This window comes from Streptomyces sp. NPDC057137 (genome assembly GCF_042670825.1).
Taxonomy (GTDB): Bacteria; Actinomycetota; Actinomycetes; order Streptomycetales; family Streptomycetaceae; genus Streptomyces.
The window spans coordinates 65,595-89,587 of record NZ_JBHUUW010000026.1 but is presented as its reverse complement, the minus strand read 5'-3'; the positions used below and the strand labels follow the sequence as shown (position 1 = coordinate 89,587).

The window sequence follows — 23,993 nt, the reverse complement described above, 5'->3', positions numbered from 1 at the left end:
GTGGAACGCGCCGGACCCGCAGGCGAGATGCCTGCGGGTCCGGCGGGAAGTGCTGCGGTCCGGGACCGGCGATCGACGACCGGTGATCCGTGACCGTGATCCGGCAGGGGATCAGGCAGCGGCCTTCGGGGCGTTGACGTCGCTCGGGAGCGCCTTCTGGGCGACCTCGACCAGCGCGGCGAACGCGTTGGCGTCGTTGACCGCGAGCTCGGCCAGGATCTTGCGGTCCACCTCGATGTTGGCGGCGTTGAGACCCTGGATGAGGCGGTTGTACGTCATGCCGTTCTGGCGGGCGGCGGCGTTGATCCGCTGGATCCACAGCCGGCGGAAGTCGCCCTTGCGCTTCTTGCGGTCGTTGTAGTTGTAGACCAGGGAGTGAGTGACCTGCTCCTTGGCCTTGCGGTACAGGCGTGAACGCTGGCCGCGGTAACCCTTGGCCTGCTCGAGAATCGCCCGGCGCTTCTTGTGGGCATTGACTGCCCGCTTGACGCGTGCCACTTGTTAACTCCTTGTAGCGGGGCTGGGTTCAGCGGGAGTAAGTCACCGCTCACCCGGCCCGGAAACGAATTGGGTCCCGGTCCTGGCGTCGCGCCCCCGTCACCGGGGGCCGCGACGTCACTTGCCGAGAAGCTTCTTGATCTTCTTGGCGTCGCCCGGGGCCAGCTCGACGACGCCGGACAGGCGTCGGGTCACTCGCGACGACTTGTGCTCGAGCAGGTGGCGCTTGCCGGCACGCTCACGCATCACCTTGCCGGAGCCGGTGATCTTGAAGCGCTTGCTGGCACCGCTGTGCGTCTTGTTCTTCGGCATAGCGCCGTTCTCTCCTCGTCAGTGGCGCTCCCGGCCGGTCGGACCGGCTCCTGGGAGCGTCAGTTCTCTATCTGGACTTTCCGGGCGGAACCCGGGGGAGCCTGGATGGCCACCCCGTGGGTCACGCGTCGGAGGACGATTCGGCCGGAGCCTCGGCTTCGGCTTCGGCGTGCGCACGAGCCTGCGTGGCGTCCGGGGACTCGTCCACGTGGTCGTCGGGCGCGTAACCCTGGCGCTCCGCCTTGCGGGCCGCCTGGGCCTCGCGGGCCTCTGCCATGGCTTCGGTCTTCTTCTTGTGCGGGCCCAGAACCATGATCATGTTCCGGCCGTCCTGCTTCGGGTTCGACTCGATGAAGCCGAGCTCCTCGACGTCCGAAGCGAGACGCTGGAGCAGCCTGAAGCCCAGTTCCGGGCGGGACTGCTCACGACCACGGAACATGATCGTGATCTTGACCTTGTCACCCTGCTTGAGGAACCGGACGACGTGACCCTTTTTGGTGTCGTAGTCATGCGGGTCGATCTTCGGCCGGAGCTTCATCTCCTTGATGACCGTGTGCGCCTGGTTCTTGCGCGCCTCACGGGCCTTCATGGCCGACTCGTACTTGAACTTCCCGTAATCCATGAGCTTGCACACGGGCGGACGGGCGGTCGCCGCGACCTCGACCAGGTCCAGGTCGTACTCCTGCGCGAGCTCCAGGGCCTTCGCAAGCGGCACGATGCCGACCTGCTCGCCGCTGGGGCCGACAAGGCGGACCTCGGGAACACGAATCCGGTCGTTAATGCGGGGCTCAGCGCTGATGGATCCTCCTCGGTAGCACCACACGACTGTCTGGCAGACAGCCGCGTAACGTCTGTTTCGGACCAACCGCGGGGAAGAGAAAAGCCCCGAACGGGACACAGGCAGGAGCTCCATAAATACCGGAACACCGCCGCGTCGAACCGCGGGGCGCGCATCGGGCGGCTCCATCGTCCGTACGGAACGATGGGCGCCACCTGACCGGTGACCCGCCACCCCGAGGGGCAGCCAGGTGGGAGAACGGAGCCTCCACTTGTGGGTCGGCCACACACGTGTCCGACCGGTCGTAACACAAGGTTAGCAGTACGGCGGGCATGGTGCTAACCGCCGGGCACACACCGGGTGCCCGTCAGGCGCACGCCCTGGTGCCCGTCACTCAGCGGTGACCGCGGCGGCGGCGGCCCGTACCCCGGGGCCTATCGTGTGCGGCATGAGCGACACGCCCTCCCCCCAGGACTCTTCCCCCGACTTCGACGCCATGACCCGCGACATCGCGGAGGTCCCGGCCGTCGAGGTGATCGTGACGGTCGCCGTGAACCTGATGAGCGCCGCCGCGGTGAAGCTCGGTCTCACGGAGGACGGCGACGCGCACAAGGACCTGGACGAGGCCCGCAAGCTCGTGCACGCGCTGGCCGGGCTGATGGACGCGAGCGCGACGGAGATCAGCTCCTTCCACGCGGCGCCGCTGCGCGACGGGCTGAAGTCGCTCCAACTGGCCTTCCGCGAGGCGTCGCTGGTCCCGGACGAGCCGGGCCAGGGCCCCGGCGAGAAGTACACGGGTCCGGTCTACGGCTGACCGTGTACGGGCCGGTCTACGGCTGATCGCGTACGGGCCGGTCCACGGGCCGGTCGCGTACGAACAGGGGCTCGCCCGGGAGTGAGGCACCGGCCGGCAGCAGTGCCAGGTCGAGACCGCGCACCAGGCGGGCCCTCAGCACGTCGTCCGCCGCCAGCGCGCCCGCGATCCGCCGGACCGCGTCCGCCGGGGCGGCGTCCGGGAGCAGCACGAGCGCGAGAGTGCCGTCGGCGTCACCCGGGCCGAGATGCGCCCTCAGTACAGAGGTCTCGGCGGCGACCACCTCTTTCACCGCCGCGACGACGGCGGGGTCGTCGAGCGGGTCGGTGCTGATGCGGCCCTCGGCGAGCGCGAACAGGGCCGGCCCGGTGAGTTCGTACGGCACGGGCCCCGCCAGATCGATGACCACCGTGTCCGCCTTCTCGTGCGCCGCCGCGCTCAGCGCCTGGTGCAGCGGTACGGCGACGGGACGCGCGGCCGGGTCCCAGCGGGCCAGCGAGGCGGTCGAGGTGAAGGCGGGCAGGGCACGCCGGCCGCCGGCCTGGAGCGTGGGGACGGCCATGTCGCTGTTCTTCTCGCGCCGCAGCCCGCGCTCGTCCTCCTCGGTCTCGCCGAGGACGGCGACGACGGGGACCAGTAGCCGGGCGCCCTTGAGGGCGGCGAGTACGCGCGGCTCGGCGGTCCGATCGCCGGACCAGGCGGCGAGGGCCTCCATGAGGACGGGGTCGGCGGTGCCGTCGTCGGTGGAGAAACCGGAATCGGGAATGTTCTTGAGAGCCACGGGTCGAGGGTAGTCGCGTGGTGTCGCCGCCCGGCGACGGAGGGCAGAATCGGCGGCGGACCGAGGGGGACACATCATGCGCGCTCCTGATGAGGCGCTCGTCGGGACGGTCGACGAGAACGTCACGTACGACGTCGCCGTACGCGACACGGCCACCGGCCGCACCACGGCGTACCGCCATGGACCGGAGCCCACCCACCCGACCGCCAGCGTCGTCAAGCTCGGCATCCTCGCCGCGCTGCTGCTGCGCACCCAGGACACGGGTCGCGAGCCGACCTCTCAAGAGCGTGTGTCGGCCGCCGACATGATCGAGCGCAGTGACAACGACGCCGCGACCGCGCTGCTGAAGGTGATCGGCGGCGCCGGGGAACTGGACGCGGCCCACCGGCGGCTCGGTCTGCGCGAGTCGGCGGCGGCGGAGAGCTGGGGCCTCACACGTACGACGGCGACGGATCAACTGACGCTGCTGGACGCCGTGTTCAGCGGCGGAGAGCGTGGAGAGACGCCTCTCGGCGAGCGGTCACGCGCCTTCATGGTGGACCTGATGACCCACGTGGTGCCGGACCAGGCGTGGGGCGTCTCGGCGGCGGGGAGCGCGCCCGCGCTCAAGAACGGCTGGATGCCGTTGAGCGCCACGGGGCTCTGGGTCGTCAACTCGGTCGGCCGCGTCACCGCGGCAGACCGCGACTACCTCGTGGCCGTCCTCTCGGGCGGGCATCCTACGAAGGACGCCGGAATCGCCCTGGTCGAGGCGGCGGCACGGGCCGCCGTCAGCGCCGCCGGCCGCGTCCGCTGAGCGGTCCGCCGCGCCAGAGCACCACCGCACCGGCCAGCAGCAGCGCGCCGAGGCCGCCCGCGAGCGGGGCGATCCAGGCGGCCGGCTCGGACTCCCCCGAGGCGTTGTCGGGGCCGCGGCCGAAGTACTGCTTCGTATAGCCGGTCGCCTTGTTCTTCTTGCTCTTCGGGTCGGCGGTGGCGGGGGCCGGCTTCCCGCCCGCCTCGATCGCGGCGGCCGGATCGACGATGCCGTAGCCGGTGGAGTCGTCGCGGCCGCTGTCCGGGGCGTCGCGCGTGGTGTCGGCCAGCAGCTTCTTGATCTGGACCGGGCCGAGGTCGGGGTGAGCGGCACGTACGAGGGCGACGGCGCCGGAGACGAAGGCGGCGGCGGCGCTGGTGCCCCAGCCTTCGTAGTAGCGGCGGTCGGGGTCCGCTATGACGACGTCGACACCGGGCGCGCTGACAGTGGCGTACCAGCGGCGGGTGGAGAACGCGGCGTGGGTGCCGTAGCGGTCGACGGCCGTCACGGCGATCACGCCGGGGTACGCGGCCGGATACGAGATGCGGTCGCCCTTCTCGCCGCCGTTGCCGGCCGACGCGACGACGGAGGCGCCCTTGGCCAGCGCGTACTGGACGGCCGCGTCCTCGCCGGGCTCCGGGTGGGCCGACTCGCTGTCGTCACCGAGGGAGAGGTTGATGACGTCGGCGCCGTTGTCGGCGGCCCAGCGGATGCCGTCGGCGAGTGAACCACCACGGGATTTACGGGCCTTGGACCGGTCCGGGTCGGTGCCTTCGAGGATCACGCGGACCGGCAGGATCTTCGCCTCGGGGGCGATCCCGAGGACACCGTCCTCGCGGCCGGGGCCGTGCCCACGGCCCGCGATGATGCCCGCCATGGCGGTGCCGTGCCGGGCCCAGGCCCGGTCGCCGCTCTTGGCGCCGAATCCGATGAGGTCCTTGCCGGTCAGGACCTGCCCGGCGAGGTCGGGGTGCGTGGGGTCGACGCCGGTGTCGAGCACGGCGACGGTGATGCCGTCGCCCTTGGTGGTGCGCCAGGCGTCGTCGGTGTGCATCGCTTCGAGGGCCCACTGCTGGGCGCGGATGACGTCCGCGTGGGCGGGCGTCGCGGGGACGGCGAGCAGGAAGGAGGCGGCGGCGAGGGTGGCGACGAAAGGGTGGCGACAGGACTGGAACAGTCGCGTCGTTCGTCCTGCCGGAGTCGATCGTGCTGCCGGTGTGGGTGTCGGAGGTGTCGTCATCCGGGGGGCTCCGTTGCCGTACTGACTGCTGTGCGCAGACCGCGCTCGACCTGGTCGGCGACGCCCTTGGCCTCATGACCGAGCCCGGACTGGGCGGCGGCCGTCTTCGCGCCGTCGGCGGTGGCCTTGTCGACCGGCTGGGGGTCGGGGACCCGGCGTCCGTCGGCGAAGCCGGAGACGGCGTAGACGACGACGGGCGCCTCGGTAAGGACGTTCACCGTCCAGCTCGCGCGCTGCCCGTCGCCGAAGTCGGCCGCGACGGTGCCCTTCACCGGGAAGGTGCGGGGCATCAGGTCGGTGCGCTCCGTGAGCTTCTCGTCGGTGAACCGGGCGCCCAGCGCCTTCATGGCCGCCGGTTCGGCCTCCGTGAAGACCATGCCGACGGTGATGACGCTGGTGTTGGTGGCATCCGTGTAGGTCGCCCGCAGGACCCGTTCGCAGCCGACCGTGCGCAGCGTCTTGAGGAGGAGCGGATCGAGGGCTCCGGCGCAGCCGCTGTCCGGCGCCACGGCGACCCTGGTCCAGGTCCGGTCTGCGCCGCCGGGACCCGCGCCGTCGCCCTTGAGGGTGGGCGGGAAGAAGGTGTCGACGGGGGTGCTGTGCCAGAGCGTACGGAGCGGTGCGTAGCCCGCGCCCGAGGCCGGGTCGGCGGACGAGTCGCCGGTCAGCCAAGTGCCGGTGACGGCGCCGCCGATCAGGCCGAGGCCCAGGACCACGCAGCCGATCGCGGCGGCTGTCCTGCCGGGGTGGCGGGCGGGTACGGGACGTAGCCGGGTGGTCGTCTCGGCGGGGGTCAGGGGAGGCTCGACCGGCCAGCGGTAGGGCGGCGGCGGGAGAGTCGGCCGGCCGCTGCCCGGGGGGCGGGTGAGGTCGACGGAGCCGACCGGCCTGCGCTGGGTCCGGGCCGGCGGCCCGTCCGGAAGCTGTGGGGTCTCGCGCGCGACCTTGTAGGCGGGGGGCGGCGGCGGGAGCGGGGTGGAGGTGCCCGTGGAGGCGGAGGCGGGCGCCGACGGCGGTGGTGTCGCGGGGGGCCGGGTGGGCCGGGGCGGGACCGCGCCGGCGGGCGGGGCCGGGGGTACGGGGCGCAGCCGCGCCGTGTCCTCGTCGGGGGGCACGGTGGATCGCGGGGCCGTTCGCCGTGCGGCGGGCGCACGCTGGGCGGGCGGTCGCTGTGGCGGCGGCCCGACGGGGCGCGGAGGTATGCCGGGCTTCCCGCCCGAGGTCCGGCCCGATATCCCGGTGGGCGCCGCGCCCGGCTGCGGGGCCGGGCGCCGGCCCGCGTTCGTACCGGGGGTGCTTCCGTTCGACGCCGGGCCCGGGTTTCGCGAGCCGTCGGCGGCGGATTCGGGCCGGGGCGCTTCGCCTGGGTCGGCGGGATCGGCGGCGGGCCGGGCGAGCGGGGGTCCCGACGGTGGCGGTGGGCCGGCGGGGCGGGGCGGTACGGGCGCGCGCCGCGCTTCGGTACTCATCCGCCCCCCTGTGATCACGGCCTTGTCCACGGCGGATCGCCGCCCGGGGCAGGCCCGTTCGTCGCCGCGTGGGCGTCACTCTACGGGCTGGAGAGCACCCCGCGGGGACAGCTCCGCAGGTCCGGGCGGATCTGACCAGAACATCCCCCTACCGTCGGGTAAGCCCGTCTGGCAAGCTCGGACGATGACTCCCCGCGCCGCCGACAGGGCCCGGTACGACCGGGCCACCGCTCATCTGGACGCCCCGCTCGCCGTGGTCGATCTCGACGCCTTCGACGCCAACGCGGACGATCTCGTCCGCCGTGCGGCGGGCAAACCGATCAGGGTCGCCAGCAAATCGGTGCGCTGCCGCGCGCTGTTGGAGCGGGTCCTGGCGCGCGACGGCTTCGCGGGCATCATGTCGTTCACCCTGGCCGAGTCGCTGTGGCTGGCGCGTGCGGGTTTCGACGACGTACTGCTCGCCTATCCGTCGGTGGACCGGGGCGCGTTCGCCGAACTCGCCGCCGATCCGAAGCTGGCCGCGGCCGTGACGGTGATGGTCGACGATCCGGCGCAGCTGGATCTCGTGGACCTCGCGCGGGCGGGCGGCACGGAGGAGATCCGGGTCTGTCTGGAGCTGGACACGGCGTTCCAGCTGTTCGGCGGGCGGGTGCGGATCGGGGCCCGGCGCTCGCCGCTGCGTGAGCCGGCCCAACTGGCCGAGCTGGCCAGGTCGATCGCCCGCCGGCCCGGTTTCCGGCTGGTGGGGCTGATGGCGTACGAGGGGCATGTCGCGGGTGTGGGCGACTCGGTCGCGGGCCGGCCGCTGCGCTCGCGCGCGGTGCGGCTGATGCAGTCCGCCGCGCGCAAGGAGCTGGTGGAGCGGCGCAGGGCCGTGGTGCGCGCGGTGCGGCTGGTGGCGCCGGAGCTGGAGTTCGTCAACGGCGGCGGCACGGGCAGTGTGCAGCACACGGCGGCCGAGGACTCGGTGACGGAGATCGCCGCCGGGTCGGGGCTGTATGTGCCACGGCTGTTCGACAACTACACGTCGTTCACGGGCCGTCCGGCCGCGCTGTTCGCGCAGCCGGTGGTGCGCAGGCCGGGTGTCGGCGTGGTGACCGTGCTCGGCGGCGGCTACCCGGCGTCGGGCGCGGCGGGCCGGGACCGGCTGCCGGAGCCGTATCTGCCGGAGGGGCTGCGGTACGACGCCCAGGAGGGCGCGGGCGAGGTGCAGACGCCGCTGCTGGGCTCCGCCGCCGACGATCTGCTGATCGGCGACCGGGTGTGGTTCCGGCACGCGAAGGCCGGGGAGCTGTGCGAGCGCTTCGACGAGTTGCTGCTGATCGAGGGCGACCGGGTGACGGCGACGGTGCCGACGTACCGGGGCGAGGGCCGTACGTACCTCTGAGGCGCCCTCTCAAGGCCAGGAGCGAACTCAGGAGGGGCCGATGGAGCTCCCGACGCCGCCGCCCGTCGTGTCGCCGATTCTGCGGATGCCCTGGGTGATCGTGTCCATGCCGCTGAGGGGCGGGCCCTTGGGCCCGGCGTCGAATCCGAACCGCACGATGATCAGTGATTCGGCGCCGATGGTCGAGGGGAAGGCCAGCGACTGGACGTAACCGCCGGGCCCGGAACCTGTCTTGACCTTCCAGCGCACCAGGTATCCGGTGCGTCCGGCGACGGTGGTGGCCGCGGACTTGACGACGGTGTGCGAGGTGACGCCTCCGTAGAGGTTGGTGCCGATGGAGTCCTCGTCGTACAGGGCGTCGGACGCGTCCTGGATGTCCTCCTTGGCGAGGGCTTCGGGGGTGGCCGCGTCGGTCTGCGTGGCGGTGAAGGACATGACCCGGCCCTGGTGGCAGAACCGGCTGGAGTGCCCGGGGCACTCGTAGTCCTCCACGGTCGTCATGGTGATCGACCGGTCGACGACGCTGTCCGACTTCTCCCAGCCGTCCGGGATGGGCAGGGTGATGCCGTTGAGCTGGTCGACGAGCACGGTGGGGTCGGCGCTCGGCTCGGCGCTGTCGTCCGACGGACCGGGAGCGGGCTCGCTGATGGTCGGGGCGGACCGGGGCACGGTCTTCGGCCCGTCGTCGCCGAGCAGGGTGACGCCGCCGGCGATCGCGACGACGAGGACGAGCCCTGCGACGGTGGCGGCGATCACCCGGCCACGACGGCCACTCGGGCCGCCGGGCGCCGACTGCGGCTGCTGGTACGGCTGTTGGTACCCCTGCTGGTACGACGGCGACTGCTGGTACGGGCCGGGCGGAACGGCCCCGCCGAGCGGCCGGGTGTGCGCGGTCCAGGCGTTCCCGTCCCACCAGCGCTCGGTGCCGGGGACGCCTTGGTCCGCGTACCAGCCGGGCGGGGTCGACATGCTCATCCCGCCACCCTATGGGCCGGGACGCGGACCTACAGCGGCGTCACGTACTCCCGGCACCGGCCTCAGCGGTACCGGATCACGTGCAGCGCGTGGACCCCTGTCGGGTCGAAGGACACGGGCTCCTCGGACGAGCCGTCGAACAACAGCACACCCGTCGCCGTGGTGAGCCCGTTGACCAGCCATCCCACGGCCTCGCGGCCCCGGCCGTCCGTGCGGCGGATCCAGATCAGGGCGCGCGCCCCGGTCGGGAACGACGACAGTTCGTCCACCGCCGACGACCAGACCTCATGGTCCGACGTCGACAGGACGGCCCCGAGTTCGGCGAGTGTCGGTTCGAACCACAGGGCGCGGCCGGGCGAGGGGGGCGGTGGGAACTTTCCGGTGCCGGGAAGCCCGCCGGTGTCCCAGTGGGCCAGCCAGTTCCAGGGGTCCGAGTTCGGGAGGCCGAACGGCTCGGCCGTGTCCTTGGGGACGACCAGCGTCGCGTCGAGCATGGTGTCCTGCCAGCGCCCCTCGCTCAGATGACGCCGTGTGTCGCAGGAGAAGACCCAACCCCGCCGGGTCTCGTCCCCCGCGGTCGGAGCGACCAGCTCGGCCTGACCTCCGTACGCGTTCTCCAGCCACAGCCGGGCCTTCGCGAGCGCCGAGTCGAAGTCGTGCGCCTCCCGCTCCCAGGGGTGACGCGGGGCCCTCAGCGCCTCGGGCAGGGCCCGAACGAAGACCAATTCGCGCACGTGGTCGGTGTCCAACTGCGCGAGGGACGACGTCAGGCTGTCGAGGAAGACGACCCGTCCTTTGTTGTTGTGCGCGTAGATGAGATTGCCGGTCGCTTCCAGCCCGCCGATCTCACGGCGCACCCACACCAGGCCCCGAGTGTCGGGCCCGGTCTCGGCGACCGCCTTGACGATCTCGTCCCAACTGTCCGAGCGCACCCGCTCGAACTCCGGGAAGTAGCGCCGGGTCAGCCTGCTCCACCAGCCCGGGGCCTCGTCCGACGCCTGCCAGGGCAGCGGGGCGGAAGGGCTTCCGTTGATCGCCGAGTGCAGGGCCACGACAGAGCCGCGCGCGTTGATCCTGCGCCCCTGGTCCTGGACCCGGGCGACCGCTGCCTCGTACGACGGGGCCGGCTCCAGGTCGACGAGCGGCGCGCTCGGCGCCGGATGGAAGGGTGAACTGCCGTCCTTGGGCACGACGGCCGAGGCGGCGAGCATCGGCGTGTGCGGGTATCCGGGCTGCTCCACGGTCCGGCAGGCCATGAGCCAGGCTGTGGCCGACTCGTGCACCGGGTGGGGTGCGGCCAGTTCGACAAGACCGCGGTAGGCCCGATCGAGCCAGGGCGCGGCCTGGTGTGCGGGGGAAATCATGCTGTCAGTGCCTCGCTGGGGGCCAGTCGCCTGCCGCGCGGAGAGCCATGTACTCGCTCACGGGGAGATGCGACGGAGGGAAATGGGCGGCGGATCCATCGTGGGGGACCACGACCACGGAGGTGAACGGGGCGTCTATGAAGGCCCCTGTTTCGATGTGTTCCTTGAAATCGAAGCGAACACTCCAGCCATCGGTGAATTCAATGGCCGTTTCCGGGAGCATCACCACGGAATCCGGCCTGTCCGGGTAAGCGGTATTCCTCAGAAATCTGGCAGCTGCCGCCACCGCTTCAGCCTTGGTTATCATCTATGAAGCTCCATTACGATACGGGATGTGCCCGATGGACGAGACATTTCTCTCCAGCATGCCCAGGGTCCCGCTCTGGCCGTCGAGGAAAGTTACACCGTGCGGAGTGTTCACGGCGTTGAATATGTGGGCCGAGCCGTCGGGGCGACTGACGTAGACAGCGCTTCTTGAGCCTTCCCCGCGTGCTTGGAGGTCACGGATTATGTCATCGTAGCTATCCACGAAGTCGTACTGGCCCGTGGCCCTGTCCTTAAGACCGAGCTGCTCCGGCGGAATGTGGGCGCCCGCCTGCTTCGGGGCCGCGCTGACCTCGATGCCGTCCAATCGGCGGTCCACGGTGACCGTGTTGTGGCTGCAGTTGTCCACGTAACCGGGATGCCCTGTCTTGTTGACGTCCCGCATCCACGGATACTCGGCATCCAGGAATTCCTGCGCCTTCTTCGGATCCACCGAGTCATAGTGAATTGCGTTCTCTTTCACCATGTCCGTGCTGCGCGCCAGGTCGCTCCAGTCCTTCGGTGCGGAACCGGCGGCTTCGTCCGCGTACTTCAGCCCGTTCGGCGGCGCCTTCGTCGCGGCGGACTCCAGGCCCTCCTTGATCCCGAGGCGCAGCCCACCGCGGGCAAGGCCGGCGCCCTTGGTGCCGACGAGTTCGGGGAGAAGACGGCCGACGAACTCGGAGGGGTCCTTCTTGAATCCGTCCACCGCGGCCTGGGCGGCCCGCTCAGGATGTGCCGCGGTGGACACCAGCCCGGCAAGAGTCATGTTGACGTTCTGGACGTACTCGGCGGGGTGGGTGAGGTTGTAGGCATCGAGGGGGTTGAGGCCGCGGGCGAAGTTGAGGAGCCCTGCGGTGCCTTTGAGAGCGCCGCCGACGACGTGGGTGAGTTCGGTGTTGAGCGCCTGGTAGCCGTCGAGGAGATTGTCGCCGAGCCGGTCCAGTGGCGGGGGCTCGGCGGGGGCGTGCGCCAGCGCCGCCTTGACCTTGCCACGTGCCGTGGCGGCAGCCTCGTTCCGCTGTTTGCGGGCTTCGGCGAGTTTCTCCCGCGCCGCCTTGATGTCGGCCTTGCCGGGGTCGCTGAAGGGCTCGGGCACCGGGCCGGGGTCCTGGTCGGCCTTGACCTTCGCGTTGTACGTGTCGATGCGCTGGTTGTACGTCTTCAGCGCCTCCTCGGAGGCAGCCTTGCCCTTCTTGTAGAGCGTGATCGCCTCCTTCGCCTGTCCCTGCGCCCACTTGACGGTGTCGGCGTACGCGTCCAGGGCACCCCCCGCGGTCTCGCAGGCGTCTGACGCCCGGAGCCACTTGGTGGGGTGCATCTCGAACTTCTTACGGAAGGCGTCACCGCCCTCGCCCCGCCAATGCGTGGAGTCAAGGCCGCGCATGCCCTGGCCCACCTTGTCGAAGGCGGCTTGGAAGTCCTTGAGGTGTTTCGCACTCGCGGAGATCTTGCCGGGGTTGCCGTGGATGAGTTCGTTGGCGTCCTCGGTCCGGCCGAGTTGCTGTTCGCCGGGGGTGGCGCCAAGATCGGAGGCGAGGATGTCGCCGACGTCCGTGACAACGTCGGCGGCGCCGTGATAGCCGAGGCCGTCGAGGCCGTCACCGATCTTGTTCGTGCCGTAGTCGACGCCCTCGCCGAGGATCTTCTTGCCCTCGTCGATACCGTCCTCGATAACGCCGAGACCGTCGTTGAGGCCGTCTTTGACATCGCCACCGAGGTCCTTGAGACCGTCGCCGATATCGCCGAGGACGCCCATCAGCCCTCACCTCCACCCTGCGGCTGTTGGGCGGCGGCGCGTGCCTCGGGGGACGGGCCGAAGGTGTCGTCCAGCATCCGGTTGTACTCGGCGTCCGTGACGCCGAAGTTGTCGCGCAGGTTCTCCGGGTTGAGACCCGCCGGCCCGACCATCCGGGAGGTCAGCACATCGCGGCCGGTGTCCTTCCAGCCCTGCTCGATGTTCTCCCCGGCCCGGTCCCACGATTCCTGGCTGTAGTCGACACCACCGAAGGCACCGGACTTGGTGATGTCGCCCCAGCCCTGCTGGGTGACTTCGTCCTCGGAGGCGTACGGATTGCCGATCGCGGCGTTCGTGACGACCTTGAAGGTGCCCTCGACGTACTGCTCGGTCTCATGGTACGTACCGGCCGACAGGCCCGTACGTACGGCGAACCCGTTGCCCTCCTGGACCAGCGAGCGCACGCCCCACTCCCAGCGCTCGCAGAACGACTTGAACTCCTCGGTGAGCCCTTCGTCGCCCAACTCCAGGCCGGACAGCTCGATTTCCCCGAAGCCACGTCCCATGCCGGCCTGGCCGACCATGCCCAGCTCTTTCAACTCGCTGAGCGCGTCGGTCAGGCCCTTGGCGATCAGATCCAGGCCCTGAGCCTTGAGATCCTGGCCGTCTCCGCTCATCGCACGTCCCACTCGTACTCGTACATGTCACCGTCGACCGCGGCCTCTTCGGGCACGATCCCCTTCACGGGCGGGAAGATCGCACCGTCCGATCCGTCCGCGCAGTCGAGCGCCACCCCGCACGGCACCCCAGCCGCAGGAACCGCCACGTCGAGCAGTCGGGCGCCGAGGATGGTCTGGTAGGTCCACTTGCGGCGGAACTCCCCGCGGGCCTGCGCGTATCGGGCGAGGGCCTGCTGGTCGGAGAAAGCGAGGATGAAGCGGATGCCGTTGAGGTCGGCGGTCATCAGTCCGCGCTCGTCGTCAGGTCCTGGCGCCTCGCCCAGCGGCACCAGGACCGGGGTTGCCCGGAACTCCTCCAGCAACGCCTCGAACTCCCGCCGCCGCTCGGCGACCAGAGGGTCCTCGGTCGACGCGGTGTCGTCCATTGGCGTCGGCGCCCGCGTCGGCTCTGCCGGAGGCACACCCGTCAAGTCCCCCGGATGTTCGTTCTTCCCCGCCGGTTCGACCATTTCCGCGTAGTCCGCGAGCCGCGACCTCGGGATGCCGGCCCGTGACTGTGCGTCTGCCCAGCCCCCGTCTTCAGTCATGATTCACATCATCACATCTGCAACCTGAGCCTCGCAACGCCCCTCAGCCACAGCTCAGTCATGGTCCCCAAGGCCCCAAAGCCCGATGGCAATGGGGCAGGTCCCCAACCGCCCTACAGCGGCGTCACGTACGCCCCGCCGATGCCGCCGTCCACCATGAAGTCCGTCGCGTTGACGAACGACGCGTCGTCGCTGGCGAGGAACGCGACCGCCGCGGCGATCTCCTCCGCCTCGGCGAACCGTCCGCCCGGGATGTGTACGAGCCGCCGCGCGGCACGCTCGGGGTCGCTCGCGAACAGTTCGCGCAGCAGGGGGGTGTTGACCGGGCCCGGGCAGAGGGCGTTGACCCGGATGCCCTCGCGGGCGAACTGCACGCCCAGCTCGCGGGACATGGCGAGCACGCCTCCTTTGGAGGCGGTGTACGAGATCTGGCTGGTGGCCGCGCCCATCGTCGCGACGAACGACGCCGTGTTGATGATCGAGCCGCGCCGCTGCTGCCGCATGTAGGGGATGACGGCCTTGCAACAGAGGTACACGGAGGTGAGGTTGACCTCCTGGACCCGGCGCCACGCGTCGAGGCCGGTGGTGAGGATCGAGTCGTCGTCCGGCGGCGAGATGCCCGCGTTGTTGAACGCGATGTCGACGCTGCCGTAGGTGTCGAACGCCTTCTTGAAGAGGGCGTCGACCTGTTCCGCGTCGGTGACGTCGACCCGGACGAAGATGCCGCCCACCTCGTCGGCCACCGCCTTGCCCGACGTCTCGTCGATGTCGCCGCAGACGACGTGCGCGCCTTCGGAGGCGAGGCGGCGCGCGGTGGCGAGACCGATGCCGCTGCCCGCGCCGGTGATGACGGCGGTGCGGCCGACCAGCCGGCGGCAGACGGGGGTCTCGGCGCTCTGGTTGATCTCGTCGGGCATGGGTCAGGCCTCCGTACTGATGAAGATGTTCTTGGTCTCGGTGAACGCGGTGAGTGCGTCGGGTCCCAGTTCACGCCCGATGCCGGACTGCTTGTAACCGCCGAACGGGGTCGAGTAGCGCACGCTGCTGTGGGAGTTGACGGACAGGTTGCCGGCGGCGACCGCGCGCGAGACGCGCAGCGCGCGGCCGAGGTCGCGGGTCCAGAGGGAGCCGGAGAGCCCGTACTCGGTGTCGTTGGCGAGGCGGATCGCGTCCTGTTCGTCGTCGAACGGGATCACGACGGCCACCGGGCCGAAGATCTCCTCGGTCACCGCGGGGTCGTCGGCGGCCACATCGGTGAGGACGGTCGGCGGGAACCAGAAGCCCGGCCCGTCGGGCGCGCTGCCCCGTACGGCCGCCCGGTCCTCGGGGACGTACCCGCGTACGCGCTCCAGTTGGGCGCGCGAGATCAGCGGACCCATCTGGGTCTTGTCGTCCGACGGGTCACCGACGACCACCGACCGGACGGCCGGGGCGAGGAGTTCGAGGAACCGGTCGTAGGCGGTGCGCTGGACGAGGATGCGGGTACGGGCGCAGCAGTCCTGTCCGGCGTTGTCGAGGAAGGCCATCGGGGCCTCGGCCGCCGCGCGCTCGATGTCGGCGTCGGCGAAGACGATGTTGGGGCTCTTGCCGCCGAGTTCGAGGGTCACGCGCTTCACGAGGCGCGCGCTCCTCGCCATGATCTCCTTGCCGACGCGGGTCGAGCCGGTGAAGACGATCTTCGCGACGCCCGGGTGCTCGACCAGTGCCTGACCGGCGATGTCCCCGGCGCCCGGCAGGACTTGGAACAGATGCTCGGGAAGGCCTGCTTCCAGGGCGAGTTCGGCCAGGCGCAGGGCGGTCAGCGGGGTGGTCTCGGCGGGCTTGAGGAGTACGGCGTTGCCTGCCGCCAGCGCCGGCGCGGTGCCCCAGGCGGCGATGGGCATGGGGAAGTTCCACGGGGCGATGACGCCGACGACGCCGAGCGGTTCGAGGAGGGTGATGTCGAGCCCGCCGGCGACCGGGATCTGACGGCCCGTCAGGCGCTCCACTCCCCCGGCGGCGTAGTCGAGGAGGTCGCGGACGTTGCCCGCCTCCCAGCGGGCGTTCCCGAGGGTGTGGCCTGCCTCCTTGACCTCCAGCCGGGCGAGTTCTTCCAGGTGGTCGTCGACCACGGCGGCGAAGCGGCGCAGCAGGCGCGCGCGGTCGGCGGGGGCGGCGGCGGCCCACCGGCGCTGGGCGCCGGCGGCCCGTACGACCGCCGTGTCGACCTCGGCGGCGCCGGTCGCCGGGACGGTGGCGACGACCTCCTCGGTCGCCGGGTTGAGGATCTGATGGGCGTGGGGCTGGTCGGGCACGTCTTTCTTCCTCACATGCGTTCGAAGGAGCGGCGCAGCTCCCAGTCGGTCACAGCGGCGTCGAAGGCGGCCAGTTCGACACGCGCCAGATTGAGGTAGTGGGCGACGACCTCGTCCCCGAAGGCGGCCTTGGCGATGGGGCTGTGCTCCCACAGGTCGGCGGCCTCGCGGAGGGTGGTGGGGACCTGCTCGTACGCGGAGGTGTAGGCGTTCCCGGTGCAGGCCTCGGGGAGTTCGAGCTGGTGCTCGATGCCGTACAGGCCCGCCGCGACCAGGCCCGCGACGGCCAGGTGGGGGTTGACGTCGCCGCCGGGCAGCCGGTTCTCGAAGCGCATGGAGCGGCCGTGGCCGACGACCCGCAGGGAACAGGTGCGGTTGTCGTTGCCCCACGCGACGGCGGTCGGGGCGAAGGAGCCGGGCGCGAAGCGCTTGTACGAGTTGATGTTGGGCGCGTACAGCACGGAGAAGTCCCGCAGCGCGGCGAGCTGACCGGCCAGGAAGTGACGCATCACCGGGGACATGCCGTTGGCGTCGTCGCCCGCCATGACGTTCGTGCCGGGCTCGTCGGCGGACTGGAGCGAGAGGTGGATGTGGCAGGAGTTGCCCTCGCGCTCGTTGTACTTCGCCATGAAGGTGAGCGAGACACCTTCTTGGGAGGCGATCTCCTTGGCGCCGGTCTTGTAGATGGCGTGCTGGTCACAGGTGAGCAGCGCCTCGTCGTAACGGAAGACGATCTCGTGCTGGCCCGGATTGCACTCGCCCTTGGCGGACTCGACGGTCAGACCGGCGGCGGTCATGTCGTTGCGGATCCGGCGCAGCAGGGGCTCGATACGACCGGTGCCGAGGATGGAGTAGTCGATGTTGTACTGGTTGGCGGGGGTGAGGCCGCGGTAGCCGCTGTCCCAGGCCTGCTCGAAGGTGTCCTTGAAGACGATGAACTCGAGTTCGGTGCCGACGTGCGCGGTGTAGCCGTGCTCGGCCAGGCGCTCCAGCTGGCGGCGCAGGATCTGGCGGGGCGCGGCGACGACCGGTGAGCCGTCGTTCCAGGCGAGGTCGGCGATGAGCATCGCCGTCCCCTCGTTCCAGGGGACACGGCGCAGAGTGGAGAAGTCGGGGTGCATGGCGAAGTCGCCGTAACCGCGGTCCCAGGAGGACATCGCGTAGCCATCGACGGTGTTCAGCTCGACATCGACGGCGAGGAGGTAGTTGCAGCCCTCGGTGCCGTGTTCGAGTACGTCCTCCAGGAAGAACTGCGCGGCGAAGCGCTTGCCCTGGAGTCTGCCCTGCATGTCGGGGAAGGCCAGGACCACGGTGTCGATCTCGCCGCTCGCCACCAGGGCGCGCAGCTCCTCGACGGAGAGCGGGGGTGTGCGGTCTGCCACGGGACAACTCCTCCATCGGCCAGCCGGGGACCTTAAGGTATTCCGGGAGACCATTGCTTGGGAAGGGGAAACGGCGACGTGGCGAAGAAGGATGTGGCGAAGAAGATCGAGCCCGCCGACCGGCTGACGCCCGTCCTGCGCCCCGTGCGGGCGGGCAACGGCTTCGAGGAGGCGCTGGAGCAGATCATGCAGGTGCTGCGCCTCGGTCTGGTGGCGGGCGGCGAACGGCTGCCCGCGGAGCGTGAGTTGGCGGAGCGGCTGCGGATCAGCCGGGTCACGCTGCGCGAAGTGCTGAAGGTCCTCACCGACCAGGGGCTGGTGGAGAGCCGGCGCGGGCGCTACGGCGGCACGTTCGTACGGCCCCGGCCCGACACCCCGCCACAGGGGGTCGAGGAGGAGCTGCGGCGCCGGGTCGCCGGGGTCGACATCGAGGACGTGCTGCGCTTCCGCGAGGTGCTGGAGGTCGGCGCGGCGGGCCTGTGCGCGGCGCACGGCCTGACCGAGGAGGGGACGGCCCGTCTGCGTACGGCGCTGGCGGCCACGCACGACGCCCCGCTGGGCGACTACCGCCGTCTCGACACGCTGCTGCATCTGACGCTGGCGGAGCTGTCGGGCTCGGCGCGGCTCACCGAGAGTTACGCGTCGGTGCGCGCGACGGTGAACGACCTGCTGGACTGCATTCCGCTGCTGGTACGGAACTTGGAGCACTCCCAGCAGCAGCACACAGCGCTGGTGGAGGCGGTCCTGGCGGGCGACGCGGACGCGGCGCGCGAGGTGATGCGCGAGCACTGCGGCGGGACGGCGGCGCTGTTGCGGGGATTTCTGGCCTGAGAGCGGGGTAGCGGGGGTGGTGGGGTTCCGTGAAGGGTGACGTGCGGGATTACGCGCGGAGTTACGTGCGGAGTTACGTGAGCCCGGACCGTCCCGGCCCTCCCGACCCTGAGGTCCGTAACAGTCGCTTAACGCACAGGGCTTGCGCGCGAGCGATTCCGGCCGCAATGGTGTGGCCTCACACCTTTACCCGTGGCAGGAAACCGAGGCAGGAGCGGCTCATGGCCGAAGGCACGGACTCCCGTATTCCACCAGCCGGCCCGTCGGACTCCGCCGACGACGCGGCCTATCTGAAGCGCCGTACGCTGAAGCGCGGCAGCGCCGGCTGGCTGCTGCTGACCGGTCTCGGCGTCGCGTACGTCGTCTCGGGGGACTTCTCCGGCTGGAACTTCGGGCTCGCCGAAGGCGGCTTCGGCGGGCTCGCCATCGCGACCCTCCTGATGGGCGCGATGTACGCCTGTCTCGTCTTCTCGCTCGCCGAACTGTCCGCGATCCTGCCCACGGCGGGCGGCGGTTACGGCTTCGCCCGCCGCGCGCTCGGCACCTGGGGCGGCTTCCTGACCGGCACGGCCATCCTCATCGAGTACATCCTGGCGCCGGCCGCGATCTCCATCTTCATCGGTGACTACGTCGAGTCGCTGAACCTCTTCGGCCTGGACGCGGGCTGGCCGGTCTATCTCGCCTGCTTCGCCATCTTCATCGGCATCCACCTCTGGGGCGTCGGCGAGGCGCTGCGCTTCAGCCTGGTCGTGACGGCCATCGCCGTCGCCGCGCTGCTGATCTTCGCGGTGGGCGCGTTCACCGAGTTCGACAGCAGCGGCCTGAACGACATCCCTGTCCAGGAGGACGCCTTCGGGTCCAACTCCTGGCTGCCGTACGGTCTGTTGGGTATCTGGGCCGCGTTCCCGTTCGGTATGTGGTTCTTCCTCGGCGTCGAGGGTGTGCCGCTGGCGGCCGAGGAGGCGAAGGACCCGGTGCGCTCGATGCCGCGGGCCCTGTCGATCTCCATGGGCATCCTCGCCCTGCTGGCGTTGATCACGTTCTTCGCCGCGACGGGGGCGCGCGGCTCCGCCGCCGTCATGGACGCCGGGAATCCGCTGGTCGTCGCGCTGCAGGGGGACGGCGAGCCCACGGCGCTCAGCCGGTTCGTCAACTACGCGGGGCTCGCCGGTCTGGTCGCGTCCTTCTTCTCCCTCATCTACGCCGGTTCCCGGCAGCTGTTCGCGCTCTCCCGCGCCGGTTATCTGCCCCGCTTCCTCTCGCTGACCAGCAGCCGCAAGGCGCCGTACCTCGGCCTGCTGATACCCGGCGCGATCGGCTTCGCCCTCGCCGCGGGCAGCGGCAACGGCAGCCGGATGCTGAACGTCGCGGTCTTCGGCGCCACCATCTCCTACGCCCTGATGGCCCTCTCGCACCTGGTGCTGCGGCGCCGCGAGCCCGGCCTGCACCGTCCGTACCGGACACCGGGCGGCATGCTGACCTCCGGCGTGGCGTTCGTGCTGGCCCTGTCGGCGCTGGTGGCGACGTTCCTGGTGGACAAGGACGCCGCGTTCATCGCGCTCGGCGTCTATGTCGTGGCTCTCGCCTACTTCGCCTTCTACAGTCGGCACCGGCTGGTGGCCGCCGCACCCGAGGAGGAGTTCGCCGCGCTCGCGGCGGCCGAGGCCGACCTGCAACGGGACTGAGACCCCGCACGACCGCACGACGGCGCCACCGCACCACCGCACAGCACAAGCACGGCACCAACGGAGGAACGTTCAGTGAAGCCGCTCATCGGCGTCAGCACGTATCTGGAGACGTCGGCCAAGTGGGGCGTCTGGGATCTGCCCGCCGCTCTGCTGCCCATGGGCTATCCCCGGCTCGTCCAGCGCGCGGGCGGCGTCGCCGCCATGCTCCCGCCGGACGAGTCGGCCACGGCCGCCTCGGTGGTCGCCCGGCTCGACGGACTGGTGATCGCCGGTGGTCCGGATGTGGAGCCCGTACGGTACGGGGCCGAGCCCGACCCCCGTACCGGCCCACCGGCCCGGGAGCGGGACGACTGGGAACTGGCCCTGATCGAGGCGGCATTGGCGTCCGGAACGCCACTGCTGGCGATCTGCCGGGGCATGCAGCTGCTGAACGTCGCCCTCGGGGGCACGCTCGTCCAGCATCTGGAGGGCCACACGGCCGCGACTCTCGGCGTCTTCGGCGAGCATCCGGTGAAGCCGGTCCCGGGCACACGCTACGGAACGGTCGTCCCGGAGGAATCGGACGTCCCGTCCTCCCACCACCAGGCGGTGGACCGCCTGGGCGAGGGCCTGATCGCCTCGGCGTACGCGACCGACGGAACGGTCGAGGCGGTGGAGCTGGTGGACGACCGGTGGGTGCTGGGGGTGCAGTGGCACCCGGAGATGGGGCAGGACGTGCGGGTGATGGCGGCACTGGTGCGGGAGGCGTCGCGGGTGCCCTCGGGCGCGGGCCCGGCCTGATCGGCAGGCCCTAGGGGGTGTCTTGCCGATCAGGCCGGGTCGGGGAGCGCCCGCCGCGACAGCGGCTGGTGTCGCGTTGGTGCGTACGCTCGCAAGGCGGAAGAGGGAGGCATGGCGGAGCCATGCCGGCCACGACAACGGAGGGGGCACCTCCCGTACTCCCCCTCGGGGGCTACGGGGGAGAGCGTGCGCGCCAGGGACCGCGAGCCCCGCAAGATCGACAAGACACCCCCTAGGCCGGTCCGGCGGATCTTCGGGGATCAGCTCGGCCCGCTGCGGAGCGGCTGGTGTCTCGTTGGTGCGGTGCATCGCAAGGCGGAGGATCGGCGTTGTGGATGGTCCGGCCCTGCGTGGCCGACTCCGACAACGACGCAAGGTGCCACCCGCCGCGGCAGCGGCTGGTGTCGCTGCGGCGTCCCGGGCCGCCCCCGAAGATCCGCCGGACAGGGCCTAGGCCGGGTCCTCCGGGCCGGAAGTGCGCGTCAGGGACAGCAGTTCGCGGGCCGGGCCGGTCGGGCGGTGGCCCGTCGGCCAGACCGCGCGGAGTTCGCGGCGCAGTTCGATTCCCGGCACCTCCACCTCCAGAAGGCGGCGGGCCGCCAGCTCCTCCCCCACGGCCAGTTCGCTGAGCACCGACGGGCCCGCGCCGCTCAGCACCGCCGCCTTGACCGCCGTCGTCGAGGACAGTTCGAGCAGCGGTTCGGCGAGACCTCCGTAGGAGGCGAGTGCCGCGTCGAGCACCTGGCGGGTGCCCGAGCCCTCCTCACGGAGGATCAGCGGGGTGGCCGCCAGTTCGGCGGGCGTCAGCGCCGTACGCCGTCCGCTCCACGCGTGGGCCGGCGCCACCACGACCACCAGTCGGTCGCGGCCGATCACCGTGCCGTCCAGCCCGCCGGGCACAGCCAGGCCCTCCACGAACCCGAGGTCCGCCTCGCCGCCGAGCAGCCGCGCGGCCACGGCGCCCGAGTTGCCGGCCAGGAGCGAGACGGCCGTGTCCGGTCGGGCCGTGCGCAGCGCGATGAGCCAGCCGGGCAGCAGATACTCCGCGATGGTCATGCTCGCGGCGACCCGCAGCCGCGAGTCGCGCCGGTCGCGCAGCGCCTGCGCGCCCGCGTCGAACGCCTCCGCCGACTCCATGATCCGCCGCGCCCAGTCGGTGACGAGCGCGCCCGCCTCGGTAAGCCGGGAGCCGCTCGGCGACCGGTCGAAGAGGCTCACGCCGAGCTGCCGTTCGACGGACCGTATCCGGCTGCTCGCCGCCGGCTGGCTGATACCCAGCTCACGGGCGGCCCCGCCCATGCTGCCGTGCCGGGCGACGGCGATGAGCAGCTCCAGCGCGCCCAGCTCGGGCACCCGGTGGGCGAGGGTCACAAGAGGCTCATCAGTCATACATGCAGGTTATGGCCTCATAGCATCAAGGGGCCTGGTGGGGAGCCCGCGGAGCGAGGAGGGTGCGAGCATGCCCACCCTCGCCCCGGACACCCCGGCCGCCCCGACGTTCCCGATGAAGCCGCTCGCGCCGGCCCGCCCCAGGCGCTACCCGGCCCTGCGCCACGTCGGGCCCAACTGGTACGCGAGCGTGATGGGCACCGCGATCGTCGCGAGCGCGGGCGCCGCACTCCCCTGGGGCCCGGCTCTCGCCCCCGTATCACGCGCCTTCTCCGTCGCCGTCTGGGCACTGTCGGCGGTGATGCTCCTGATCGTGCTGGTCGCCCGCGCCGGGCACTGGATCCACCACCGCGACCAGGCGCGCGCCCACATACTCGACCCCGCCGTGGCGCCCTTCTACGGATGTCCGGCGATGGCGCTGCTCGCGGTCGGCGGCGCCACGCTCACCGTGGGCCGGCAGGTGATCGGCGAGAGCGCGGCCGTGGCCGTGGACGCCGTGCTCTTCACCGTCGGCACGCTCGTCGGCCTGGCCGCAGCCGTGGGCATCCCGTATCTGATGGTGGTACGGCACCGAGTGCGGGCCGCCGACGCGTCCCCGGTGTGGCTGCTGCCGGTCGTGGCGCCCATGGTGTCGGCGGCCCTCGGCCCGGCGCTGATCCCGTATCTGCCCGCCGGGCAGTGGCGCGAGGCGCTGCTGTTCGCCTGTATCGCCCTGTTCGGACTGAGCCTGCTCGCCACCCTCACCCTGCTGCCGCTGATCTTCGGCAGGCTCATGCTGGTCGGTCCGCTGCCCGTCACCCTGACGCCCGCGCTCTTCCTCGTACTCGGCCCGCTCGGGCAGTCCACGACGGCCGCCGGCCACTTCGCAGAGGCCGCGCCCTCCAGCATCACCGGCCTCTCCGGCCTGGACACGTTCGCCGTCCTGTACGGCGTCCCGGTGCTGGGCTTCGCCCTGCTGTGGCTGGCCCTGGCGGTCGCGACGGCGGTGCGCGCGATACGGCGCGGAATGCCGTTCTCGATGACGTGGTGGGCCTTCACCTTCCCCATCGGCACCTGCGTGACCGGCGCCGCCGGGCTGGCCCGCGCCACGGACCTGGTCGCCTTCTCGTGGCTCGCGTTCGGTCTGTTCGCCCTGCTGACAGCCGCCTGGGCGGTCGCCTGGACCCGTACCGTCCATGGCCTGGTCAGCGGAGCGCTGCCCGCAGCGCCGCCGGCGCCTCGGCCAGTGACGGCCCGTACCAGGTGAGCAGGCGCCCGTCGACCAGCGCGGCCGGCAGTCCGGGAAAGGCCTCCGGGCCGTCGTCGGCGGTGAAGCGGTACGGCTCGTCGGGCAGGACGACCAGGTCGGCGCCCGAGGCCCGCAGTTCGTCGAGCGGGATGCGCGGGTAGCGCTCCGCGCGGTCGCCGTAGACGTTGTGCACGCCGAGCCTGGCGAGCAGATCGCCGGCGAAGGTGTCCCGGCCGAGCACCATCCACGGCCTGCGCCAGATCGGTACGACCGCCCGGCGCCCGTCTCCGTACGGAGGCGGGGCGGGCACCGCCGCCCAGGCGTCACGCGCCTCGTCGAGCCAGCGCGGCACCGCGAGCCCGCAGCCCGTCACGAGCATCCGCTCCAGTTCGGCGAACGCCTGGTCGAGGTCGCGCACCTCGGTGACCAGGACCTCGATGCCCGCCGCGCGCAGCGCGGCCAGATCCGGCTCGCGGTTCTCCTCCTCGTTGGCAACGACGAGGTCGGGGCGCAGCGCGGTGATCGCGGCGATGTCGGGATTCTTGGTGCCGCCCACGCGTACGACGTCGAGGCCCGCGGGGTGGCTGCACCAGTCGGTGGCGCCCACCAGCAGTCCGGGCGCGGTGACCGCGACGGCCTCGGTGAGCGAGGGGACGAGCGAGACGATCCGCACGGCGCG

General features: G+C 71.3%; 24 protein-coding genes. 7 read left to right on the top strand and 17 right to left on the bottom strand.

What is annotated here, in order from left to right:
• Positions 1-111: 111 nt before the first annotated feature.
• The 3 genes from rplT to infC form a co-directional block, all read right to left on the bottom strand.
• The gene (rplT, locus tag ACFT9I_RS21530; RefSeq protein ID WP_023542860.1) at positions 112-498 is read right to left on the bottom strand and encodes a 50S ribosomal protein L20; all 387 of its coding nucleotides are present in this window, start codon (positions 496-498) and stop codon (positions 112-114) included.
• Positions 499-615: 117 nt separating this feature from the next.
• A complete protein-coding gene (gene rpmI / locus ACFT9I_RS21525; RefSeq protein WP_354604684.1) occupies positions 616-810 on the bottom strand; it encodes a 50S ribosomal protein L35 in 195 nt (64 codons plus the stop codon).
• Between the two features lie 121 nt (positions 811-931).
• Complete coding sequence (infC, locus tag ACFT9I_RS21520) at positions 932-1,633, bottom strand: translation initiation factor IF-3 (RefSeq protein ID WP_382566463.1); 702 nt, start codon at positions 1,631-1,633, stop codon at positions 932-934.
• Between the two features lie 403 nt (positions 1,634-2,036).
• Between infC and ACFT9I_RS21515 the strand changes: the two genes are divergently transcribed.
• Positions 2,037-2,402 carry a DUF1844 domain-containing protein gene (locus ACFT9I_RS21515; RefSeq protein ID WP_381931531.1) on the top strand — a complete coding sequence of 122 codons (366 nt, stop codon included), beginning with the start codon at positions 2,037-2,039 and terminating at the stop codon, positions 2,400-2,402.
• Between the two features lie 16 nt (positions 2,403-2,418).
• Here the strand turns inward: ACFT9I_RS21515 and ACFT9I_RS21510 are convergent, their stop codons facing one another.
• Entirely contained in the window at positions 2,419-3,183 is a 765-nt protein-coding gene (locus ACFT9I_RS21510) for an SseB family protein (RefSeq protein WP_382566447.1), read from the bottom strand.
• A 76-nt stretch (positions 3,184-3,259) separates the two neighbouring features.
• Here ACFT9I_RS21510 and ACFT9I_RS21505 point away from each other — a divergent pair, with 76 nt between their 5' ends.
• Entirely contained in the window at positions 3,260-3,979 is a 720-nt protein-coding gene (locus ACFT9I_RS21505; protein WP_382566444.1) for a serine hydrolase, read from the top strand.
• Here ACFT9I_RS21505 and mycP read toward each other — a convergent pair.
• The gene (mycP, locus tag ACFT9I_RS21500) at positions 3,954-5,219 is read right to left on the bottom strand and encodes a type VII secretion-associated serine protease mycosin (protein ID WP_382566442.1); all 1,266 of its coding nucleotides are present in this window, start codon (positions 5,217-5,219) and stop codon (positions 3,954-3,956) included. The genes ACFT9I_RS21505 and mycP overlap by 26 nt on opposite strands.
• Entirely contained in the window at positions 5,216-6,688 is a 1,473-nt protein-coding gene (locus ACFT9I_RS21495; protein ID WP_382566440.1) for a hypothetical protein, read from the bottom strand. The genes mycP and ACFT9I_RS21495 overlap by 4 nt, the downstream gene beginning before the upstream one ends.
• Before the next feature lie 184 nt (positions 6,689-6,872).
• On the opposite strand from ACFT9I_RS21495, the gene ACFT9I_RS21490 reads away from it, so the two are divergent.
• The gene (locus ACFT9I_RS21490; protein ID WP_382566439.1) at positions 6,873-8,075 is read left to right on the top strand and encodes an amino acid deaminase/aldolase; all 1,203 of its coding nucleotides are present in this window, start codon (positions 6,873-6,875) and stop codon (positions 8,073-8,075) included.
• A gap of 27 nt (positions 8,076-8,102) precedes the next feature.
• Here the strand turns inward: ACFT9I_RS21490 and ACFT9I_RS21485 are convergent, their stop codons facing one another.
• From ACFT9I_RS21485 to ACFT9I_RS21445, 9 genes are all read right to left on the bottom strand, one after another.
• Complete coding sequence (locus tag ACFT9I_RS21485; protein ID WP_382566437.1) at positions 8,103-9,050, bottom strand: DUF2510 domain-containing protein; 948 nt, start codon at positions 9,048-9,050, stop codon at positions 8,103-8,105.
• 62 nt (positions 9,051-9,112) lie between these two features.
• Entirely contained in the window at positions 9,113-10,414 is a 1,302-nt protein-coding gene (locus tag ACFT9I_RS21480; RefSeq protein ID WP_382566434.1) for a YrhB domain-containing protein, read from the bottom strand.
• 4 nt (positions 10,415-10,418) lie between these two features.
• A complete protein-coding gene (locus ACFT9I_RS21475; RefSeq protein WP_382566432.1) occupies positions 10,419-10,721 on the bottom strand; it encodes a YrhB domain-containing protein in 303 nt (100 codons plus the stop codon).
• Positions 10,722-12,476, bottom strand: coding sequence for a putative T7SS-secreted protein (locus ACFT9I_RS21470; RefSeq protein ID WP_382566430.1), 1,755 nt, complete (start codon positions 12,474-12,476; stop codon positions 10,722-10,724).
• Complete coding sequence (locus ACFT9I_RS21465; RefSeq protein ID WP_382566428.1) at positions 12,476-13,132, bottom strand: hypothetical protein; 657 nt, start codon at positions 13,130-13,132, stop codon at positions 12,476-12,478. The genes ACFT9I_RS21470 and ACFT9I_RS21465 overlap by 1 nt, the downstream gene beginning before the upstream one ends.
• Positions 13,129-13,722: a hypothetical protein gene (locus ACFT9I_RS21460; protein WP_382566426.1), complete on the bottom strand. Its 594-nt coding sequence runs from the start codon at positions 13,720-13,722 to the stop codon at positions 13,129-13,131. Before ACFT9I_RS21460 ends, ACFT9I_RS21465 begins: the two co-directional genes overlap by 4 nt.
• 113 nt (positions 13,723-13,835) lie before the next feature.
• Positions 13,836-14,639: a 3-oxoacyl-ACP reductase gene (locus ACFT9I_RS21455; RefSeq protein ID WP_382566425.1), complete on the bottom strand. Its 804-nt coding sequence runs from the start codon at positions 14,637-14,639 to the stop codon at positions 13,836-13,838.
• 3 nt (positions 14,640-14,642) lie between these two features.
• The gene (locus tag ACFT9I_RS21450) at positions 14,643-16,016 is read right to left on the bottom strand and encodes an aldehyde dehydrogenase family protein (protein ID WP_382566423.1); all 1,374 of its coding nucleotides are present in this window, start codon (positions 16,014-16,016) and stop codon (positions 14,643-14,645) included.
• Positions 16,017-16,027: 11 nt separating this feature from the next.
• Positions 16,028-17,398 carry a glutamine synthetase family protein gene (locus ACFT9I_RS21445; protein ID WP_382566421.1) on the bottom strand — a complete coding sequence of 457 codons (1,371 nt, stop codon included), beginning with the start codon at positions 17,396-17,398 and terminating at the stop codon, positions 16,028-16,030.
• Between the two features lie 93 nt (positions 17,399-17,491).
• On the opposite strand from ACFT9I_RS21445, the gene ACFT9I_RS21440 reads away from it, so the two are divergent.
• From ACFT9I_RS21440 to ACFT9I_RS21430, 3 genes are all read left to right on the top strand, one after another.
• A complete protein-coding gene (locus tag ACFT9I_RS21440; RefSeq protein WP_382566462.1) occupies positions 17,492-18,229 on the top strand; it encodes a FadR/GntR family transcriptional regulator in 738 nt (245 codons plus the stop codon).
• A gap of 221 nt (positions 18,230-18,450) precedes the next feature.
• On the top strand, positions 18,451-19,914 hold the full coding sequence (gene eat / locus ACFT9I_RS21435) for an ethanolamine permease (protein WP_382566419.1): 1,464 nt from the start codon (positions 18,451-18,453) through the stop codon (positions 19,912-19,914).
• Positions 19,915-19,989: 75 nt separating this feature from the next.
• Entirely contained in the window at positions 19,990-20,697 is a 708-nt protein-coding gene (locus tag ACFT9I_RS21430; RefSeq protein ID WP_382566418.1) for a gamma-glutamyl-gamma-aminobutyrate hydrolase family protein, read from the top strand.
• Between the two features lie 450 nt (positions 20,698-21,147).
• Here the strand turns inward: ACFT9I_RS21430 and ACFT9I_RS21425 are convergent, their stop codons facing one another.
• Positions 21,148-22,086, bottom strand: a complete 939-nt coding sequence (locus tag ACFT9I_RS21425) for a LysR family transcriptional regulator (RefSeq protein ID WP_382566417.1) — start codon at positions 22,084-22,086, stop codon at positions 21,148-21,150.
• A 70-nt stretch (positions 22,087-22,156) separates the two neighbouring features.
• Between ACFT9I_RS21425 and ACFT9I_RS21420 the strand changes: the two genes are divergently transcribed.
• A complete protein-coding gene (locus ACFT9I_RS21420) occupies positions 22,157-23,332 on the top strand; it encodes a TDT family transporter (protein ID WP_382566415.1) in 1,176 nt (391 codons plus the stop codon).
• Here the strand turns inward: ACFT9I_RS21420 and ACFT9I_RS21415 are convergent.
• A complete protein-coding gene (locus ACFT9I_RS21415; RefSeq protein WP_382566413.1) occupies positions 23,271-23,987 on the bottom strand; it encodes a helical backbone metal receptor in 717 nt (238 codons plus the stop codon). The genes ACFT9I_RS21420 and ACFT9I_RS21415 overlap by 62 nt on opposite strands.
• Positions 23,988-23,993: the final 6 nt, after the last annotated feature.

Coding starts and splice junctions, on each gene's coding strand:
- rpmI (WP_354604684.1), bottom strand. CDS start 810: ATGCCGAAGAACAAGACGCACAGCGGTGCCAGCAAGCGCTTCAAGATC.
- ACFT9I_RS21515 (WP_381931531.1), top strand. CDS start 2,037: ATGAGCGACACGCCCTCCCCCCAGGACTCTTCCCCCGACTTCGACGCC.
- ACFT9I_RS21505 (WP_382566444.1), top strand. CDS start 3,260: ATGCGCGCTCCTGATGAGGCGCTCGTCGGGACGGTCGACGAGAACGTC.
- mycP (WP_382566442.1), bottom strand. CDS start 5,219: ATGACGACACCTCCGACACCCACACCGGCAGCACGATCGACTCCGGCA.
- ACFT9I_RS21495 (WP_382566440.1), bottom strand. CDS start 6,688: ATGAGTACCGAAGCGCGGCGCGCGCCCGTACCGCCCCGCCCCGCCGGC.
- ACFT9I_RS21490 (WP_382566439.1), top strand. CDS start 6,873: ATGACTCCCCGCGCCGCCGACAGGGCCCGGTACGACCGGGCCACCGCT.
- ACFT9I_RS21485 (WP_382566437.1), bottom strand. CDS start 9,050: ATGAGCATGTCGACCCCGCCCGGCTGGTACGCGGACCAAGGCGTCCCC.
- ACFT9I_RS21480 (WP_382566434.1), bottom strand. CDS start 10,414: ATGATTTCCCCCGCACACCAGGCCGCGCCCTGGCTCGATCGGGCCTAC.
- ACFT9I_RS21475 (WP_382566432.1), bottom strand. CDS start 10,721: ATGATAACCAAGGCTGAAGCGGTGGCGGCAGCTGCCAGATTTCTGAGG.
- ACFT9I_RS21470 (WP_382566430.1), bottom strand. CDS start 12,476: ATGGGCGTCCTCGGCGATATCGGCGACGGTCTCAAGGACCTCGGTGGC.
- ACFT9I_RS21465 (WP_382566428.1), bottom strand. CDS start 13,132: ATGAGCGGAGACGGCCAGGATCTCAAGGCTCAGGGCCTGGATCTGATC.
- ACFT9I_RS21460 (WP_382566426.1), bottom strand. CDS start 13,722: ATGACTGAAGACGGGGGCTGGGCAGACGCACAGTCACGGGCCGGCATC.
- ACFT9I_RS21455 (WP_382566425.1), bottom strand. CDS start 14,639: ATGCCCGACGAGATCAACCAGAGCGCCGAGACCCCCGTCTGCCGCCGG.
- eat (WP_382566419.1), top strand. CDS start 18,451: ATGGCCGAAGGCACGGACTCCCGTATTCCACCAGCCGGCCCGTCGGAC.
- ACFT9I_RS21425 (WP_382566417.1), bottom strand. CDS start 22,086: ATGACTGATGAGCCTCTTGTGACCCTCGCCCACCGGGTGCCCGAGCTG.
- ACFT9I_RS21420 (WP_382566415.1), top strand. CDS start 22,157: ATGCCCACCCTCGCCCCGGACACCCCGGCCGCCCCGACGTTCCCGATG.